This window comes from Paenirhizobium naphthalenivorans, from assembly GCF_007992095.1.
In the GTDB taxonomy this organism is placed as follows: domain Bacteria; phylum Pseudomonadota; class Alphaproteobacteria; order Rhizobiales; family Rhizobiaceae; genus Allorhizobium; species Allorhizobium naphthalenivorans.
Genome location: NZ_BJZP01000001.1, coordinates 48,386 through 61,873, shown reverse-complemented (window position 1 = coordinate 61,873; position 13,488 = coordinate 48,386). Strand labels below are relative to the sequence as shown.

Genomic DNA, 13,488 nt, shown 5'->3' with positions numbered 1-13,488 from the left:
TAAACGCGGCATTGACACAAAACGGATATGGAAATTGTCTAGCCCGAAGCAAGACATTCTTCTTGCGGCCGTCCGGCTCGCCGGACTACCGGATCCACTGTATACAATATCTTTTGTTCAAGCATTCAAGCAGAGCGTAACGAGCCATGCGGCCATTGACCCGCGCCGAAATCGTCGCCCATCCGCAGTTTCCGGCGATCGAGAGACAGATCGCCGAGCATCTGATCGGCATACATTTGCGCACGCCTCGCCTGTCCCGGCTGAAGGCTTCGCATCGCAAATGGCTAATGACCCACTCTCTGTTCGCCCTGTCACTGCAACGCCGCGACGATGACCCGTTGTCGGGGCTGACCGCAACCCGCTTCGTCGAGATCGTCATGAAACTTGGCGCGGCAAGCCGGAACACGGCGACCGCGTTCCTAGCCGAACTGGTCGCCTACAAATTCCTTCGTGACATACCCGATGTGCCGGACCGACGCGTGCGGGTGCTGGAAACGACTGAGACCGCCTACGATGCCATGGCGTCATGGTTCATGGGCCACATGGCCTGCCTCGACCGGCTGGACGGCGGGAGTCGCGAAGCCATGGCCAGCGCCGACCAGCGGATCTTCCGTATCGCCCAACCTTATGCCGCCCGACATCTCGTAGAGGACCCGCTGTGGCGCGACCCGGTCGAGAGCATCGGCCATTTCCTCTGGTCGGATCTGGGCGGCATGGTGCTGCACGACCTCATAGCGCGCATTCCCGGCAGCCTCACGGACGAGGACCGCATCGAGGTCGGACCGCTCTCGCTGCCCGAACTCAGCCACGCCTACATGATCTCGGCAACCAACCTGAAACGCATGTTCAAGAAGGCCGAAACAGAAGGCCTGCTTGGCTGGCAACTGCCACGCCGGCGCGGTGCAATGTGGTTGTCGCGCCGGTTCGTCGAGGACTATTTCAGCTGGCAGTCGGCGAAATTCGCCGCACTCGAGGAAGCATTCCATTACGCGCTCAGCGAACTGAACCTCGTGCCGGCGGGCACCGAACCGCAGCAATTTTTGCTGACCGGCTCCAGACACCCCGCCTGAGCGCCAAAACGGAACCGGGTCGACTTGAGCAAGCCGACCCGGTCAATCGTTTTTTTCGGTTGAAGCGAAAACGTTAGCCGTTCGCCACCATCATACGCTTTTCATCACGGCCGCCCTTCATCCGCTCGGCGAGCAGGAACGCAAGTTCCAGAGCCTGGTCGGCGTTTAGACGCGGATCGCAATGGGTGTGATAACGGTCCTGAAGTGCCTCGGCGGTGACGGCACGAGCGCCGCCGGTGCATTCCGTCACGTCATTGCCGGTCATCTCGATGTGGATGCCACCCGGATGCGAGCCTTCCGCACGATGGATCTGGAAGAAGCTCTCGACTTCCGACAGGACGCGCTCGAACGGACGGGTCTTGTAGTTGTTGAGCGTGATCGTGTTGCCGTGCATCGGATCGCACGACCAGACGACCTTGCGGCCCTCCCGCTCTACGGCGCGGATCAGGCGCGGCAGGTGCTCCGCAACCTTGTCATGGCCAAAGCGGCAGATCAGCGTCAGGCGACCGGCCTCGTTGTTCGGATTCAGGATGTCGATCAGGTTCAACAGATCGTCCGCCTGCAACGACGGCCCACACTTCAGACCGAGCGGATTCTTGATGCCACGACAGTATTCGACATGGGCGTGGTCGGCCTGGCGGGTACGGTCGCCGATCCAGATCATGTGGCCCGAGGTCGCATACCAATCACCCGACGTCGAGTCGACGCGAGTCAACGCCTCCTCGTAGCCCAGCAGCAGGGCCTCGTGGCTGGTGAAGAAATCGGTTTCGCGCAGGCTCGAATTGGTCTCCGAGCTGATGCCGATCGCCTTCATGAAATCCATAGTCTCGGAAATCCGGTCGGCGAGCTTGCGATAGCGCTCGGCCTGCGGGCTGTCCTTGACGAAACCGAGCATCCACTGGTGCACGTTGTCGAGGTTGGCATAGCCACCCATAGCAAAGGCGCGCAGCAGGTTCAGCGTCGCCGCAGACTGGCGATAGGCCATGATCTGGCGATCCGGATTGGGGATACGGGATTCCGGCGTGAACTCGATGCCGTTGATGATATCGCCGCGATAGCTTGGCAGCTCGACATTGCCCTGCTTCTCGAAGTCGGACGAGCGCGGCTTGGCGAACTGGCCGGCGATGCGTCCGACCTTGACCACCGGCAACTGCGCGCCAAAGGTCAGGACAACAGCCATCTGAAGGAAGGCGCGGAAGAAGTCGCGGATCGTGTCGGCGCCATGCTCGGCGAAACTCTCGGCGCAGTCGCCACCCTGCAACAGGAAGCCGTTGCCTTCTGCGACATTACCGAGCGCCTTGGTCAGGCGGCGGGCCTCACCGGCAAAGACCAGCGGCGGAAATTTCGCCAGACGGGCTTCCGCATCTGCAAGGGCTGCCTGATCCGGATAGGCAGGAACCTGTTTGATCGGTTTATCGCGCCAGCTGCTCGGGGTCCAATTCTGTGCCATGGTCGTCACCTGCTCTTCAGTTCCAGCGAGCCTCCTCCGGCCGCTTTGGTCCGGGGGCTTATAAACGCTTATATTTGCCTTGCCTAGCCAGAGTTGAAGACCCGCGAACCGGCTTTCCATCGGCACGACAGAATTTATCGCACCTTTCCGTCCCGAAAACACCGCAGCACGCAACTTTATCACGCAACAGGCGCGACTTGCATTTACATGTACGTAAACGTAAGAATCCTCCTTCACAGGGAGAGTGAGGGGGACATTAACCATGCAGGATCGGGTTGGTGTAGCGCGCGAGGATGTGACGTTTGTCGCCAAGGATGGCTTTCCCTTGGCCGGCACCCTCTTCCAGGGCACGGGCCGAGGTCCACTCGCCCTCATTTCCTCCGCCGCCGCTGTTCCGCGCGGCATCTACGCCCGGTTCGCCGAACATCTGGTCGCCGAGCGCGGCTTCCGCGCCGCCCTCACCTATGACTACCGCGGCGTCGCGGAGTCGCGCATTCCACGCGACTTCAAGGAGAAGCCACGTATGGCCGACTGGGCCGAGAGGGACATGCCTGCGGCGATTGACCGGCTCGCGAGCGAAGCGCCGGGGCACCGCATGGTCGGCGTCGGCCAATCCTTCGGCGGACAGGCACTTGGGTTGTGCGGCCGCGCCGATCGCTTTGAGCGCTATCTCATGGTCGCCGTCATGTCCGGCCACTGGGCCTACACCAACGAACCCTACAAGGTCTTTGCCTCAATGAACCTCATCGGCGTGCCGCTTGCGCTGTTGACCGGCCGCGTGCCGGGCTGGACCGGCCTTGGCCAGACGCTGCCTGGCACGGTCTTCCGGCAATGGGCCCGATGGGGCCGGAGCCCCGACTATTTTTTCGCCGACAGAAAAATGGACGCCGCGCGCCGCTTCGCGGAAGTGCGCACCCCTATTCTGTCGATCGGCGTCGAGGATGACGCTTGGGGTACGCCGAAGGCGCAGGAGGCGATACTCAAGGCCTATGTCAACGCACCGGTCGAGCGGATAAGCGTTTCACCAGCAATTACGGGCCGGCCGATCGGCCATCTCGGTTTCTTTCGCCCCGCCTTCCGCGATAGCCTGTGGCAACCGGCAATTGACTGGCTCACTGCCTTTTAGCTCAGCTGAACAAGACCACTTCGCACGGCCAGGCGTTCCCGACCCGTGGGCGCCAGACGGGCGGCTTTCAGCGATCTGAAAGCGGCCATGCGCAGGCTCCAGTGCGACCATAGGCTCTCGCGCAATCCGTGCATCAGCTTCGCTCCAGTCCCGGCCGCTACTGCGGAACCGACGAGAAATAAGTTCCCGTCGCTCGGGAACGGTGCAAGGCTGTTCTCGCGCGTATCAGTAAAGATCATGAGGACCAGTACTATGGCGTATGATTGGAGTGGTGTTCGGACGAGACGTATCCGTCGGTTGAAGTTTCTCGCCGCGTCCTGTCTCGGGCTTCTGGTGCTTGCGGCACCGGTTCTGGCTTTCACCTGAATTCATTCGTTCCACTGGCGACACCTGAACGGCGCCCCACCGTTGAAGCAGCCGGATGTCCGGCCCAAGCCCACATCCGATGCTCCTCCGCCCTAAATTGCCCCGTCCGTCGGACGGGGCTTCTTCTCGCAACAAGGGCAGTGTTCCAGCCGCTGCGGTCGATTAGATCCGTTCACCGTTCTTGATGCGGTAGCTCGGGCTGTACATAGTCACCAGCTCTTCCGCCGCCGTTGGGTGCACCGCCATCGTCCGGTCAAAATCGTCTTTGGTGCAGCCGGCTTTCAGCGTAATTCCGAGGATCTGGGCCATCTCGCCGGCATCATGGCCGAGAATATGCGCGCCAAGAACCTTGCGGTCTTCAGCGTTGACGATAAGTTTCATGATCGTCTTCTCGGCTCGGCCGGACAGCGTCGCCTTCATCGGCCGGAACTGGGCTCGATAGACCTCGAGATCGGTAAACCGCTTTGCGGCATCGTCCTCCGACAGGCCGACCGTCCCGATTTCCGGCTGGGAAAAGACGGCCGTCGCGATCAGGTCGTGATCCGGTGAAGTGGGGTTGTTCTTGTATTCGGTTTCGATGAAGCACATCGCCTCATGGATCGCCACCGGCGTCAGCTGGACCCGATCCGTCACATCACCGAACGCGAAGATTCCCGGCACATTGGTGCGCGAATAGCGGTCCACAATGATGGCGCCACGCTCGTTGGTCTCGACACCGGCCGCCTCAAGACCCAGACCCTTGGTATAAGGATCGCGTCCGAGCGCCAGCATCACCTGATCGGCGACAAGCTCACCGCCGCTCTTGGTGCGCGCGACCAGTCGGCCATCGGAGTCCTTGCTCACCTCTTCAATGACATCGTGGCAGAGGATTCGGATGCCTTTGGCCTCCATAGCCTCATGCAAGCCGCGGCGCATGTCGTGGTCGAAGCGGCTAAGGATTTCGGCGCCGCGGTAGATCAAGGTTGTCTCCACCCCGAGACCACGGAAAATATTGGCGAATTCAACGGCGATATAGCCACCGCCGGCGATGACGATCGCGCGCGGCAACTCCTTGAGGTCGAAAGCCTCGTTGGACGAGATGCATAGCTCATGGCCAGGAAGCGCCGCATGCGGATTGGGAGCGCCTCCGACCGCGATGACGATCTTTTCCGCAGTGACGACCTTACCACTCTTCAGGAGCCGAATGCTGTTCGGCCCGGCAAGCTCTGCACGCGTCTCGATAATCTCGGCGCCTGCATTGTCCAGTCCCTTGCGATAAAGCCCCTCGAGACGCGCGATCTCCTTGTCCTTCGCGGCGACCAGCGCTGACCAGTCGAAGCTTGTCTCGCCGACCGTCCAACCATAACCGGCCGCATCCTCGAAGTGCTCGTGGAATTGCGAGGCATAAACAAAGAGCTTTTTCGGCACGCAACCGCGGATCACACAAGTGCCGCCGAACCGGTATTCTTCGGCGATTGCCACCTTTTTGCCAAGCGAGGCGGCAAGCCGGGCGCTGCGCACTCCCCCAGAGCCGCCACCGATGACGAACAGATCATAGTCAAAACCGGTCATGGCAAATCTCCTGGCAAATCAGCGATACGAACGTTGGTCCTGATATAGGATGCAGGGCACCCAAAAGAAAAGCCCGGACCAGGTCCGGGCTCAGCCTTATCGAATATGCCGTGACCTCAGGGCTTTGCGGCCGGTGTCGCGCCGACCTCTTTCAGCATGGCGTCGTTTGCCTGCTTCTCGAGGTCGCGGCTGATACCGGCGGTCCAGATGTCGGCGGCCTTCATGAGTTCGCGCATCGCGATCGGGCCATCCTTCAACAGCTTCTTACCGGCATCGCTGCTATAAAATGCGGCGATGGCGTTGAGTTCCTCGACCGAGAAAGCCTTGGCATAGACCAGTGCGGCTTCCCGCTCGAGATCGCCGCGGCGTTCCGCAAGCTTGAGCGCCTCGGCGTCAACGGTTTCGGAAATCTTGTCTTCCAGGTTCGGATAGGCCTGGATGAGCTGCGTCCTCAACCGATCGGAGACCGCCGGCAAAATAGCGTCGAAGCGATCGGTCACGCCGAGCGCGGCAATAGCCGCGCGAGCTGCCTGCACATGCTCGGCCGGAACTTCCTGTGCGTGTGCGGTAACGCCCATAAAAAGGCTACCGGCAATGACGGTGACAGACGCGAAACGTCCAAAACCCGAAAATCTGATCATGAAATCCATTGCTCCTGTCTAGTTCCTAGCGTTCATGACCCGCGCACCGGCCGGACCGGCGATGATGGCGAGCGAAGCCAAGTTGATGAATAGTCCGTGCTCCACCACACCCGGAATGGTGTTCAGTGCGATCGCCAAGGCCTCTGCATCAGGAATGCGGCCAAATGATGCGTCGAGAATGAGGTGTCCGCCGTCGGTCATGAAGAAACCATCGTCAGATGCGCGTAGCTTCATCTCACCGGTCAGTCCCAGCCGCTCGGCGGTCTTTTCGACCGCGATCCGGGTGGAGACCTGACCGAAAGTGTTGATCTCGATCGGCAGGGGAAAACGACCGAGCAGGTCAACGACCTTGCTCTCGTCAGCAATCACGATCATGCGCTCGGATGCCGCCGCCACGATCTTCTCGCGCAGCAAGGCTCCGCCACCGCCCTTGATCAACCGCAGATGGCCATCCACCTCGTCCGCGCCATCAATGGTGAGATCAAGTTGCGGCAATTCGTCGAGGGACTTCAGCGGCACCCCGAGCTCGAGGCACAGACGCGCCGTACGCTCGGAAGTCGGTACGCCTTCGACCTTGAGGCCCCCAGCCACCTTTTCCGCCAGAAGCCGGACAAACTCCTCAGCGGTAGAGCCGGTGCCTATGCCCAGACGCATCCCGTCCTCGACATGCTCCAAAGCCGCAGCCGCAGCCTTAATCTTCATTTCGCGGGCGTCCATGCGCCAAAAGCTCCTGTCCGTTTCGTCGTCAGCTGTTTACACGCCTCGTCAGTCAAACGAAAGCCCCTTTCCGATACCGGCGTATAGGTTGCCTTTTTGCAGCATTTCCCCTACCGCGCTTAAGAGATCCCGCGACCATGTCTCAGCGAAGGAGCCCGGAACTTGAAAGCCCCCACCATCGTCTTCGACCTCGACGGCACGCTCGTCGACACAGCTCCGGACCTTGTCGCCAGCCTCAACCACACGATCGCCGCGGCCAGTCTCGCACCAGTCGGCTACGACGATCTGACCCATCTTGTCGGCCAGGGCGCCCGCGCCATGATCGCACGCGCATTCGCGCTTCGTGGAGAACCGCTGGCGGAAGAAGAGATTCAGCCGCTGCTAGATCGCTTCATCGCCCACTACATGGCGGAGATGCCGGGCAAAAGCCGCCCCTACCCTGGCCTGATCGACGCCTTGGATCGCCTGACTGAGGCCGGCTTCATTCTCGCCGTCTGCACCAACAAGATGGAAGCGCTCGCTGTACCGCTCGTGGAGAAACTGGGTCTTGGCCGGCATTTTTCCGCGATCGCCGGTGGTGATACCTTTGCCGTGCGCAAGCCCGACCCGGGCCATATCATTGCCACCATCGAAAAGGCCGGCGGCGACCCGCGACATGCCGTGATGATCGGTGACAGCGTCAACGACATTCTCGCCGCCCGCAATGCCGGCATTCCATCGATCGTCGTCCCATTCGGATATTCCGACGTTCCGATCGCCGAACTCGGTGCCGACCGGCAGATCGACCACTTCGACGAACTGACGCCGGTCATGCTCCGGCAAATGATGCGGCCTTAAGACGGGAACGAAAAAGGCGGATCTTGAACCCGCCTTTTTCCTGATCAGCTGCGCGGCGCGCGCGCGGCGCTGGTTATCGTGATGGCCTTGCGGGTCGCGTCGTCGCGGCCGTAGACGTCATCGAAATACTCGATCGTGCCGTTCTTGTTCGGCCAGGCGGTGAAATAGGACACATAGACAGGGACCTTCTGCGGCACCTGGACCGCGCGGTTCTGGCCCGACGCTATCTGCTTGGCGATTTCTGACGTCGTCGTCCCCATCACGGCCGCCGCCATGACGCGCGGCTCCGCAAGACGAACACAGCCGTGGCTGAGTGCCCGCATGTCACGTTTGAAAAAGCTCTTCGACGGCGTGTCGTGCATGTAGATGGCATGCGAATTGGGGAACAGGATCTTCAGCTCGCCAAGCGCATTGTCACCGCCCGGCGGCTGGCGCACGTCTACGCTGTGCGTCGTGTTCCAGTCGATCTGGGTGGACGACACCTTGCGGCCCTGGTGGCTGACCTCGTAGCCAAGACGGTCGAGATAAGACGGGTCACGGCGCAGCTTCGGGAGCATCTCATTGATAATGATAGACTTCGGCACCCCCCAATAGGGATTGAACTCGACGGTCTCGATCTGGTCCTGGAAGAAATAGGTCTGGTTGGACTTAGACCCCACAACCACCCGCATCGCCACCTGTTCACGGCCTTCGTTGATGTAGTAGGCGGTGTATGCCGGCTGATTGATGAAGACATAGCGCGCGCCGAGATCATCCGGCAACCAGCGCAGCTCTTCCATCGCGATCACCAGCTTGTCGATCTTCTCGGCATTGCTATGGCCCGTAAGCGCCCTGATCGTCGCGCGCCCGACGACTCCGTCCGGCTTCAGGCCCTTTTCTTTCTGGAAGGCTTCGACCACTGCCACGAGTTCCGGCGCATAATCGGGCGTCCCCGCATAGGTGGCCAGAACGGCACCATGTTCGGTCTTCAGATCCTCGGAACCCACAGCCTTGATCACCGCCAGAATATTGGCGAGCTCCGGGTTGCTCTGGCCGGGCTTCAGCAGCGTTCCGGGCGCAATCTCAATCTGGGCACCTGCCTGGCTGTCCGCCGCGCGCAGTCGCGCCAGCTCCGCCTTCATCGCCTGGAACTGGCTATTATCCGGATCGCGGGAGCGCAGATAGGCGGCGACATCGGGGCTGAGCCGCAGCATGTTGAGCACCGGCTTGAGATTGACCGTCTTGCGCTTGAAGTCGTGATAGCCGGAAATCCCGTTCGGATCGATCCGCCCGCGCGCCGTGTCGATGGCATAGGTCAAAAGCTTGGCCGAGAGCGCCACTTCGAACCGGGCGAGATCGCGGGCGAGCCTGTCCGGGTCGGACGGTTCGCCAGCCTGCACCGGCAGCGCCACGACATAGTCCTCTGGCGTCAGCCCGACTGTGTCGGCAGCCGCGAGCCCCGCGACGGCCTGACGCGCGCGCTCGGTGATACCGGTCTCGTTCACCCAGATGAGCGGCTTTCCGTCGTTGTAATAGGCCTCAACCGCCTTGGCGACCTCATCGGGCGCCCGGACGCCGGCATCGCCAAGGAAGCGGCGCACCTGTGGCAGGTCGGTGGTAACGGTGGGCGTCGCATTATCCGTATTCGGGCCAGCAAGCGCAGCCGAAGCCTTGAGCACAATGGCGCGCGTCGCCTCGGCCTTGTAAGTATAGTAGCGTGGGCCGGCAACCTTGGGCAGCGGCTCCGGATCACCCATTTCAAGCCCGCCTCGAGCCTGTGGCTCGATGATCGTGCTCATGCCGGACTTCTGGCTGGTCTTGCCCGGACCACCGCGCAGCAGATCGAGAAGCGTGGCTGCCTCGGACGCCCGCGGCAGGGCGCTGAAGGCCGTTATCGCAGCAAGCGCCGTTGTTGCTGCGATCTTTGTATAGTTTTTCATTCTCGCACTCGTTCCAGATCTGTCGTCGCGAAGCAGCGCACCGGAGGCCGCCGCCATTCATGGCGCGTTTCACTAGCCCAAAGGCATATCATTGAAAAGTTGCTGGCGCTTCGCCAACGAAGCCGAGCGATTTCAATTCTACGTGAATCCGCCAATGCCGAATTGCCGGCATCTGTGCGGACTTTAATGAAAATACTCGTTAAATTTTCCTTTACCGACCGCAGCCAAGCTGCGGACCAGCCGAGAATGGTCAAGAGCCGTCGCGCATTTTAGCAAGGACACGTGCCAAATATGACACGGCCCACACAGCTCACCGCCTCATACGCATCAAACCGGAAAATAGCGCCGCGTGCGATTGGCGAAAGCCACCAGCGCCAGCATGGCCGGAACCTCGACCAATACGCCGACGACAGTCGCCAGAGCCGCACCGGAGTTCAGACCGAAAAGGCTGATGGCAACGGCAACGGCAAGCTCGAAGAAATTCGACGTGCCGATCAGGGCTGCAGGCGCCGCGACACTATGCGGCAAGCGCCACAGATAGGCCCAGCCGTAGGCGACAGCGAAAATCAGAACATTCTGCAAGAGCAGTGGCACGGCGATCAGCACGATCACGACGGGCGAGGCAACAATCGTTTCGGCCTGGAAGCCGAAGAGCAGCACGACCGTCGCCAGCAGGCCGACAATCGAGAACGGCTTGAGCGCTGCGGTGAAACGCGCGACGGCTTGCCCGTCATGGCGGGCATCCAGCCGACGTCGAGTGGCATAGCCGGCAGCGAGCGGGATCACGACGTAGAGTACGACCGAGAGCAGCAAGGTCTCCCAGGGCACGACGACCTCGGTGACGCCAAGCAGGAAAGCGGCGATCGGGGCGAACGCGACCACCATCACCAGGTCGTTGATCGAGACCTGCACCAGTGTGTAGTTCGCATCCCCCCTGACCAACTGGCTCCAGACAAAGACCATGGCCGTGCAGGGCGCGACGCCGAGCAAGATCATCCCGGCGATATATTCCTTGGCATCCTGCGGCGCGACGAGCCCGACGAAGACATACTTGAAGAACAGTATCCCGAGCAGCGCCATGGTGAAGGGCTTGACCAGCCAGTTGACCACCAGTGTCACGCAAAGCCCCTTGGGCTTGCGCCCGACGTCCTTCAGCGAAGCGAAGTCGATGCTGACCATCATCGGATAGATCATCACCCAAATCAGCAGCGCCACGACGAGGTTGACGTTCGCATATTCGATCCCGGCGATCGCTTGGAAAACGCCGGAAAAGGAAAGCCCCAGACCGACACCTGCGGCGATGCAAAGGGCGACCCAGAGCGACAGATAGCGCTCGAAAAAGCCGAGCGGAGATGCAGCCGAGGCAGAGGACATGATGGAAAACCGATCGTTGGCAGATAGTAGACGGAAATACGGCCTCAGGCTTGACCGATATCGGTCAGCCGTTTCTGCAGCGCCAACCTGTCGAGGCTGGCGATCGGCAGGTTGACGAAAATCGAAATGCGATTGTTGAGCATGCGGTAGGCATCGGCGAAAGCGAGTGCCTTTTCAGTGTCGGACCCTTCCACCGCCGCAGGATCAGGAACACCCCAATGGGCGGTCATCGGCTGCCCTGGCCAAACCGGGCAAGCCTCGGCGGCGGCCGCGTCGCAGACCGTGAAGACGAAATCCATCTTCGGTGCACAGGGCACGGCAAACTCCTCCCAGCTTTTCGAGCGCAGGCCAGATGTATCGTAATTTGCCCGCTTCAGGAGCTCGATCGCCATCGGATGAACCTCACCCTTGGGATGCGAGCCAGCGGAATAGGCGGTGAAACGTCCCCGCCCCTCACGATTAAGGCAGGACTCGGCGAGGATGGAACGCGCCGAATTGCCGGTGCACAGGAACAGAACATTAAAATGATCTTGTGTCATTAAAGAAGCCTCTAGCAACGACAGGTGATTTCATCGAGAATCGGACGGCAAATGTCGGCGGAGCCGCCGCAGCAGTCCTCAAGCAGGAAGGCCATCAGCGCACGCATTGCGTCGAGATCAGCCCGGTAACGGATATGGCGCCCCTCCCGCTCGCCGCTGACCAGCCCGGCATTGGCGAGCACGGTGAGATTGGCCGACAGCGTGTTGGCACGAAAATTGAGCGCGGACGCAATCTCGCCCGCGTTGAGACCATCCGGCGCGTGACGCACCAGCAGCCGGAAAATCGCCAGCCGTCCGTCATGACCAAGCGCCGAAAGCGCATCGAGTGTCTGTTTCGTATTCATATTTCCATAAATCATGAATTGTCGAAGTTTTCAAGGGAGGCTTCCGAGAAATTAACATGAGTAGCTTTTTCAATTAATGGAACAGACATTGCAGCGGCCTGATCGAGGGCTAAATATCCCCTATCGCCAGAAACCAACAACAAGGTCTCGAGACTATGAGCAATACCCGCAGCGAAACCGACACCTTCGGCCCGATCGAGGTGGCAGCCGACCGTTACTGGGGCGCACAGGCCGAGCGATCCCGTGGCAACTTCAAGATCGGCTGGGAGAAGCAGCCCCTTTCGGTCGTGCATGCGCTCGGCATCGTCAAGCAGGCCGCCGCGCGGGCCAACATGGCACTCGGCGGCCTTGACCCCAACCTCGGCGAAGTGATCGTTGCGGCGGCGCAGGAGGTGATCGACGGCAAGCTCGACGACCATTTCCCCCTCGTCGTCTGGCAGACCGGATCCGGCACCCAGTCGAACATGAATGCCAACGAGGTGATTTCCAACCGGGCAATCGAGATGCTTGGCGGCGTGATGGGCTCGAAGAAGCCCGTTCACCCCAACGACCATGTCAACATGAGCCAGTCTTCGAACGACACCTATCCGACGGCCATGCACATCGCCTGCGCCGAACAGATCGTCCGCCACCTCATTCCCAATCTGAAGCACCTGCACCAGGCCCTTGACGCCAAGGCGAAATCCTTCGCCCATATCATCAAGATCGGCCGCACCCACACCCAGGATGCCACCCCCCTGACGCTCGGCCAGGAATTCTCCGGCTATGCCGCCCAGGTCGCCTCGGCGATCAAGCGGATCGAGCTGACGCTGCCCGGTTTGTACGAACTCGCCCAAGGAGGCACCGCCGTCGGCACTGGCCTGAACGCCCCCATCGGTTTTGCCGAAAAGGTGGCCGAGGAGATCGCCAAGATCACCGGCCTGCCCTTCGTCACGGCGCCCAACAAGTTCGAGGCGCTGGCCTCCCATGACGCCATGGTCTTTTCCCACGGCGCGATCAATGCCGCAGCGGCCGCCTGCTTCAAAATCGCCAACGACATCCGATTTCTCGGCTCCGGCCCCCGCGCCGGCCTTGGCGAGCTGGCCCTGCCCGAGAACGAACCTGGCTCGTCGATCATGCCGGGCAAGGTCAACCCGACCCAATCGGAGGCCCTCACCCAGGTCTGCGCCCACATCTTCGGCAATCAGGCGGCGATCACCTTCGCCGGTAGCCAGGGCCATTTCGAGCTGAACGTCTACAATCCGATGATGGCCTACAATTTCCTGCAGTCGGTGCAACTGCTCGGCGACGCGGCGCGTTCGTTCACCGACAATTGCGTGACCGGCATCAAGGCGCGCGAGGACAATATCCGCAAGGGCGTGGAAAACTCGCTGATGCTGGTCACGGCGCTGAACACCCGTCTCGGCTACGACACCTGCGCCAAGATCGCCAAGACCGCCCACAAGAACGGCACGACGCTGCGCCAGGAAGCGGTCGGCGGCGGCTATCTCAGCAACGAGGAGTTCGACGAACTGGTGCGGCCGGAGCTGATGATCGGACCGAAGTGAGAGCGGC

12 protein-coding genes are annotated in these 13,488 nt (G+C 61.1%); 4 read left to right on the top strand and 8 right to left on the bottom strand.

The genetic code is table 11. The features are described from left to right. Positions 1-146: 146 nt before the first annotated feature. A complete protein-coding gene (locus RNA01_RS00305; RefSeq protein ID WP_147177783.1) occupies positions 147-1,070 on the top strand; it encodes a hypothetical protein in 924 nt (307 codons plus the stop codon). A gap of 73 nt (positions 1,071-1,143) precedes the next feature. Here RNA01_RS00305 and RNA01_RS00300 read toward each other — a convergent pair whose 3' ends face one another. Next, positions 1,144-2,520 (bottom strand): class II 3-deoxy-7-phosphoheptulonate synthase, encoded by a 1,377-nt coding sequence (locus RNA01_RS00300; RefSeq protein WP_147177781.1) that lies wholly within the window; start codon positions 2,518-2,520, stop codon positions 1,144-1,146. 262 nt (positions 2,521-2,782) lie between these two features. On the opposite strand from RNA01_RS00300, the gene RNA01_RS00295 reads away from it, so the two are divergent. After that, a complete protein-coding gene (locus RNA01_RS00295; protein WP_147177779.1) occupies positions 2,783-3,646 on the top strand; it encodes an alpha/beta hydrolase family protein in 864 nt (287 codons plus the stop codon). Between the two features lie 528 nt (positions 3,647-4,174). Here the strand turns inward: RNA01_RS00295 and gor are convergent. From gor to rpiA, 3 genes are all read right to left on the bottom strand, one after another. Beyond that, a complete protein-coding gene (gene gor, locus RNA01_RS00290) occupies positions 4,175-5,563 on the bottom strand; it encodes a glutathione-disulfide reductase (RefSeq protein ID WP_147177777.1) in 1,389 nt (462 codons plus the stop codon). A gap of 116 nt (positions 5,564-5,679) precedes the next feature. Further along, positions 5,680-6,204, bottom strand: a complete 525-nt coding sequence (locus tag RNA01_RS00285) for a DUF2059 domain-containing protein (protein ID WP_147177775.1) — start codon at positions 6,202-6,204, stop codon at positions 5,680-5,682. Between the two features lie 18 nt (positions 6,205-6,222). Beyond that, a complete protein-coding gene (rpiA, locus tag RNA01_RS00280) occupies positions 6,223-6,921 on the bottom strand; it encodes a ribose-5-phosphate isomerase RpiA (protein ID WP_147177773.1) in 699 nt (232 codons plus the stop codon). Between the two features lie 162 nt (positions 6,922-7,083). Between rpiA and gph the strand changes: the two genes are divergently transcribed. Further along, positions 7,084-7,758 (top strand): phosphoglycolate phosphatase, encoded by a 675-nt coding sequence (gene gph / locus RNA01_RS00275; RefSeq protein WP_147177771.1) that lies wholly within the window; start codon positions 7,084-7,086, stop codon positions 7,756-7,758. A 44-nt stretch (positions 7,759-7,802) separates the two neighbouring features. Here the strand turns inward: gph and RNA01_RS00270 are convergent, their stop codons facing one another. From RNA01_RS00270 to RNA01_RS00255, 4 genes are all read right to left on the bottom strand, one after another. Continuing rightward, positions 7,803-9,677 carry a L,D-transpeptidase family protein gene (locus tag RNA01_RS00270; protein ID WP_147177769.1) on the bottom strand — a complete coding sequence of 625 codons (1,875 nt, stop codon included), beginning with the start codon at positions 9,675-9,677 and terminating at the stop codon, positions 7,803-7,805. A gap of 327 nt (positions 9,678-10,004) precedes the next feature. Further along, a complete protein-coding gene (gene arsB, locus RNA01_RS00265) occupies positions 10,005-11,051 on the bottom strand; it encodes an ACR3 family arsenite efflux transporter (RefSeq protein ID WP_147177767.1) in 1,047 nt (348 codons plus the stop codon). Positions 11,052-11,095: 44 nt separating this feature from the next. After that, positions 11,096-11,590: an arsenate reductase ArsC gene (locus RNA01_RS00260; RefSeq protein WP_147177765.1), complete on the bottom strand. Its 495-nt coding sequence runs from the start codon at positions 11,588-11,590 to the stop codon at positions 11,096-11,098. 11 nt (positions 11,591-11,601) lie between these two features. After that, a complete protein-coding gene (locus RNA01_RS00255) occupies positions 11,602-11,934 on the bottom strand; it encodes an ArsR/SmtB family transcription factor (RefSeq protein WP_147177762.1) in 333 nt (110 codons plus the stop codon). Positions 11,935-12,089: 155 nt separating this feature from the next. On the opposite strand from RNA01_RS00255, the gene fumC reads away from it, so the two are divergent. Continuing rightward, positions 12,090-13,481 carry a class II fumarate hydratase gene (fumC, locus tag RNA01_RS00250; protein WP_147177760.1) on the top strand — a complete coding sequence of 464 codons (1,392 nt, stop codon included), beginning with the start codon at positions 12,090-12,092 and terminating at the stop codon, positions 13,479-13,481. Positions 13,482-13,488 lie beyond the last annotated feature (7 nt).

What these genes read in the sequence shown, in the direction of transcription:
- RNA01_RS00285 (WP_147177775.1), bottom strand. Translation starts at nt 6,204, where the DNA reads ATGATCAGATTTTCGGGTTTTGGACGTTTCGCGTCTGTCACCGTCATT.
- RNA01_RS00260 (WP_147177765.1), bottom strand. Translation starts at nt 11,590, where the DNA reads ATGACACAAGATCATTTTAATGTTCTGTTCCTGTGCACCGGCAATTCG.
- RNA01_RS00255 (WP_147177762.1), bottom strand. Translation starts at nt 11,934, where the DNA reads ATGAATACGAAACAGACACTCGATGCGCTTTCGGCGCTTGGTCATGAC.
- RNA01_RS00295 (WP_147177779.1), top strand. Translation starts at nt 2,783, where the DNA reads ATGCAGGATCGGGTTGGTGTAGCGCGCGAGGATGTGACGTTTGTCGCC.
- rpiA (WP_147177773.1), bottom strand. Translation starts at nt 6,921, where the DNA reads ATGGACGCCCGCGAAATGAAGATTAAGGCTGCGGCTGCGGCTTTGGAG.
- RNA01_RS00270 (WP_147177769.1), bottom strand. Translation starts at nt 9,677, where the DNA reads ATGAAAAACTATACAAAGATCGCAGCAACAACGGCGCTTGCTGCGATA.
- arsB (WP_147177767.1), bottom strand. Translation starts at nt 11,051, where the DNA reads ATGTCCTCTGCCTCGGCTGCATCTCCGCTCGGCTTTTTCGAGCGCTAT.
- fumC (WP_147177760.1), top strand. Translation starts at nt 12,090, where the DNA reads ATGAGCAATACCCGCAGCGAAACCGACACCTTCGGCCCGATCGAGGTG.
- RNA01_RS00300 (WP_147177781.1), bottom strand. Translation starts at nt 2,520, where the DNA reads ATGGCACAGAATTGGACCCCGAGCAGCTGGCGCGATAAACCGATCAAA.
- gor (WP_147177777.1), bottom strand. Translation starts at nt 5,563, where the DNA reads ATGACCGGTTTTGACTATGATCTGTTCGTCATCGGTGGCGGCTCTGGG.
- RNA01_RS00305 (WP_147177783.1), top strand. Translation starts at nt 147, where the DNA reads ATGCGGCCATTGACCCGCGCCGAAATCGTCGCCCATCCGCAGTTTCCG.